At 66.3% G+C, this 5,073-nt stretch carries 1 protein-coding gene; it reads right to left on the reverse strand.

Annotation, left to right across the window (positions count from 1 at the left end):
• Positions 1 to 4,640, reverse strand: a 4,640-nt coding sequence (locus DWA33_RS24700) for a beta strand repeat-containing protein (RefSeq protein WP_208639129.1), incomplete at its 3' end; no start/stop codon positions are given.
• Between the last annotated feature and the right edge of the window lie 433 nt (positions 4,641 to 5,073).

Raw genomic sequence — 5,073 nt, forward strand, 5'->3', positions numbered from 1 at the left:
CCCATCGCGACGCCGCCGACGATCTGACCGGTGGCGCTGTTGAACAGGCTGTCGGCATAGCTGCCGACCAGATTGATCGCCTCGTTGCCGCGCAGATCGAAGCGCGCGGCGTCTTCCGGTGCGACGTTCTCCGGCCCATGGCCGTCACCCTGGAGCGTGCCGTCGTTGACGATCGAGGTGGCGGCCAGAGCCGGGCCATTCTCACTGTCGTCGACCTGGATCGCACGGCCGTAGCCGTAGATGGTGGCGCCGGCATAGTTGCGGATGGTGCCGCCGCCGATCGCGATGCCTTCCGATACGTTCGGCTCGCCATTGTGGTAGCCGTTCGCACCGAGGCCGCGGATCGCGCCGTAATTGTCGAGGATCAGCAGGCCATCGGTGTCGATGGCGTCGCCGTCGCTGTCCTCGTAGCCCTGCGAGCGGCCCTCGAGCGTGCCGCGGTTGACCACCGTGACGGCATTGGCTTCGCCGGCGGTGTTGTCGATGTTCACGGCCGAACCGTTGCGCCCAACGATGGTCGCCCCGGCATCATTGATCACGGTGACCGCGTATTTGCCGGTCACGCCGTGCCGGGAGGCTTCGATCAGGCCGCCTTCGAAATTGTGCACGAGGCCGCCGGACAGCTTCTTGTAGTCGATGCCGTCGCCGCCCGCGAGGAGCTCGCCGTCCTCGAGAACCTGGTCGGCGCCCGAGATGATGGTGCCGTGGTTCTCGACCACCGTGCCTTTCCCGCCGCGGATGACGTCCTGATAGGCCACCGTGGTGATCAGGCCGCCGGCTTCGTTGACGATCCTGGCACCGGTGCCGGTCACGCTCTCGAAGTCGATGGCGATCGTGCTCGTCGTGGTCGAGCCGACGATCGTGCCGAAGTTCTGGACGGCCGGCGCGTCCTGGTTGATGGCGCCGCCGTAGATCTTCAAGGTCACGCCGCCGCCCGGTCCCTGGATCAAGCCGCTCGCCTGATTGACGATCGTGACGGGCCCGGGCCCTGCGCCGGCGACATTGTAGGCGATGCCCTTGATGGTGCCGGAATTGTCGACCGACACACCCGTCAAGGTGCCGGTCGTCAGCACCGCGAGCGAGTCCTGCCCGTCGACCGTCGCGCCCTCCTCGACGACGAGTCGCTGACTGCCGGTGAGATAGATCGTCCTCGTGACCGTCGCGTCGGTCTCGACCGCGATATCGGCAAAACCGGCGGTCTGCCCGACGTTCCACTGGCCACTCGCCACCACCAGATGTTCGAGGCCGGACGCCGCCGTGCTCTCGAGCGAGCCGGCAGCCGTGCCGACGAGCCTCAGCGTGTCCTCACCCGCACCGCCGTCGATGCCGGCCGGAACGCTGCCTTCGGCCGCGACGATGAACAGGTCGTCGCCGGCACCGCCGATCACCTTCTCGATCTCGATCAGCGTATCGTAGCCGGCGTCGTCGCCCATCACCGTGCCGGCCGCGAAGTCGACCGTAATGCCGGCCTGGTCGAAGGCGTAGTCCGCGGTGTCGCTGCCATCGCCGCCGTCGATCGTGTCGTCGCCGGCGCCGCCCAGCAAGGTGTCGTCGCCGGCGCCGCCGAGCAGTTCGTCGTCTCCGGCATTGCCCTGGATGTAGTCGTCGCCGTCGCCGCCCGCGACGACGTCGTCGCCGCCGCCGCCATACAGCATATCGTTGCCGGCGCCGCCCTGGACGTCGTCGTCGCCGTCGCCCATCGCGACGGTGTCGTCGCCGTCACCCGCGTCGACCACGAAGTCGCCATAGGCGGTCGCCGTCAGCAGGTCGTTGCCGCTGCCGAGCAGCACGGCGCCGCCGACGCTGGCGCCGACGTAGAGGTTCACCACGTCGTCGCCTTCGCCCATGTCGACATCGCCGCCGACGAGGCCGGAATTGCCGAGCTTGTCGTTGCCGTCGCCCATGACGACGCCGCCGAAGATGTTGCCGGTCGCGACGTTGATGACCTCATCGTTACCGGCGCCGGCCAGCACGTCGCCGGTTACCGTGCCGCGGTTGACGAACAGGTCGTCGCCGTCGCCGAGATCGACCGCCGAACCGCCGGTGGCGGTCATGCTGCCGTCGTTGACGAGCGTGTCGGCACCGCCGCCGGCCTTGATGCCGCCGACGATGGTCCCGGTCGCGGTGTTGTTGATGGAATCGACCTTGTTGCCGACGATGTTGATCGCCTCGCCGCCGTGGATGAGCCCGGCGAACGCCGCGACCTCCGCGTCGGTCACGCCAGTCGGCAGGTTGCCGTCGCCTTTGATCAGACCGGAATTGGTGATGGTGCTGGCGGCGAACGCGTCTCCGTTGGCGGAATTGTCGATCTGGATAGCACGGCCGAAACCGTAGAGCGTGCCGCCCTCGTGGTTGGTAATGATTGCCGCACCGGCGGCGATCGCCTCCGACACGTTCGGCTCACCCTTGTGATAGCCGTTGTGGCCGAGCCCTTCGATGGTGCCCCAATTGTCCACGACGACGCGGCCATCGACGTCGATCGCGTCGCCGTCGCTGTCGGCGTAGTTCTGCGACAGCCCCTGCATCAGACCGCGATTGACGACCGTGACGGTGTCTTCTGCCGCTGCGTCATTGTCGATATTCACCGCCGAACCGTTGCGGCCGATCATCGTGCCGCCCAGCTCGTTGACGACGGTCGTGGCCTCGTCGCCGGTGAAGGCGTGGTGTGAGCCCTCGATCCAGCCGCCGGCGAGATTGTTGAGGGTCACCCCCGTGTCGGAAAACTCGATCGCCTCCTTGCCGGCGCTGGTCTTGCCGGCTTCGAAAGGGACGATGATTTTGCCGGCATTGTTGATGATGGCGTCGCCGTAGACCTGGATCCCGCTCGCGTTGTCGGCGCCACTGTTGATCACGCCGGTGGCGAGATTGTTGATGGTGAGCAGCGCGTAATAGATGTCCTCGGCGCGGATCGACTTGTGTCCGCCGGTAATCGTTCCAGCGTTGTTGATGGTCATTTCCAGGCCGGCGCCGGCGGTGAAAACCGGAGTCTTGATCTGGTCGGAGATGATGCCGCTCTCGGCGTTGTTGATCGTGATGCGACCGGTCCCGTTTCCTTCGATGCCCGCCTCGGTGATCAGGCCGGCGTTGTCGATCGTCACGTCGACATCGGAGCCGGCGACACTGAATCCGCCCGCGACGGTGCCGCCGGCTTCGATGGTCAGTGTCGTCGGACCAGTCAGGCCGATCGCCTGGCTCACCGTCTCGCCGGCATGAACCACCGTCGGACCGTCGTCGTTCAGAATCCACCCCTCCGATCTCTTGACGCCGAGCGCGACGTTCTGGGCGGCGGGGTTGGTGGCGGTTGTCAAGGTGAGCGTGAACCTCTCATTGGTTTCGATCACCGCGTCGCCCGAAATCGCGATGGAGACGGTCGTCGAAATCTCGCCGTCCGGAATGATGCCGCTGAAGGTGGTCGGCAGCGTGCCGCCGAAATCCTCGGCGTTGGTCGTGCCGGCCGCGAACGTGCCGCTGAAGGCGACGTCGCCGACCGTGCCGCCATTGCCGCTGCGCTCGACGGTGAAGGTGACGATCCGGGTACCGTCGGTGCCCTCGATCTCGGAGACGACCGAGACATTGGTCGAACCGGCGGCGAAGCCGATGAGTTGCTGCGTGTCGTCATTGACGATCGTGCCGGTCGCCTTGAGATCGGCGGCGCCGGGTTCGAGGTAGACGGTGGCGGCGGGGTTGGTGACCTTCGTCAGCGTCAGCGAGAAACTCTCGTCCGCCTCGTAGGTCGTCTCGGCCGCGATCGCGATCGTGATCGTGGCGGATGTCTCCCCCTCTGGGATGGTGCCCGTGAAGGTTGTCGCAGGCAGCTTGCCACCGGCGTAGTCTGCTGCCGCGGTCGTGCCCCGCGCGAAGGTTCCCGTGAACTCGACCGCGCCGGTCGTGCCGTTGGTGCGTTCAACGACGAAGCTGTAGGTTGTTTCGCCGCTGTTGCCCTCGACTTGAGAAACCGTCAGCGATCCGGTGGCAAAGGCAACTCTCTGCGCTAGGGGATCGATGACGAAGGCGTCGGTCGAGAACGGCACGTCCGGCGCAGTTCCGTCCGCGCTGTTGTCGTTGACCTTGTCGTACTGCGTCGCCCAAGTGCCCGTGCCATTGACGAGACTCAGGAAGTTAGAAAAGTCACCGCCGGTCAGGCGGATGCCGGTATAGGCCGCAATATCGTCCTCGGCTTGCGTTGCCCTTGCGGTCAGACCGGTGCTCAGGCCCGTTCCGCTGATCAGTCCGGCGTCCGCCGAGGTGAACGCTCCGGTGGTGAACGCGGCGAGAAACGTCGGCGACGACGCCGTGCCGACATAGGCATACACCGTCTCTCCGGCCAGAAAGCCGGAATGCGTGAACGAGTCCAGGCCGCGCGCCGTCTCTTCGGCCCAGGCGATGGTGCCGAGATTGCTGGTCGCGGTCTCACCGGCGGCAAGGCCGTCCATGGTGACGATCGTGCCAGCCGCGATGTTACCGGTCGCCGTCCAGGTCCAGGTGGATTCGCCGGTGTTGAAGGCGCCACCGGTCCACTCGTTGTCGGTGAACCAGATCTCGGTGCCGGCTGCGATCGGCTCGAGCACCACGAAGGCGAGATTGTCGGCGCCATCGGCATTGAAGCCAGTGAAAGCGATCGAACCAGCGGCGAGGGACATTCGATACTCCTGGTCTGGGACGCGTCGGCGCGCCCGCGGATGTTGAGCAAGGGTTCAGTTCGGCGGCGGACGCCGGCGTCGGATCGACGCCGGCCAACGGAACGCGGTCCGCTTTTGGCGACCGATCCGCCTCGAATGGAAAGGAGTCAGACGGAGAAGGGCAGCCGAGCAAGGCCGAGAGGATAACGCCGGCGTTGGGGGAGCCGCGACGGCGAAGCCTTTGAGGAGGCGTCGGGAAGACCTGCACCTCGTGGAGGGAGCGCCCGGCCGGGCGCTCCCCTTTGTTTTGTGTCGAACCGCCGCGTCAGACGAAGCGGAAGTCGTCCGCGGTCAGCGAACTCATCTGGACGTTGGCCAGCGTGATGCTGTTGTCGGCGTCGAGCGTCACCACCACGCTGCCGCCGACCTGGGCGCTGTGCGACATCACATCGGC

Origin of the sequence: Rhodopseudomonas pentothenatexigens, from assembly GCF_900218015.1 — a bacterium.
In the GTDB taxonomy this organism is placed as follows: Bacteria; Pseudomonadota; Alphaproteobacteria; order Rhizobiales; family Xanthobacteraceae; genus Rhodopseudomonas; species Rhodopseudomonas pentothenatexigens.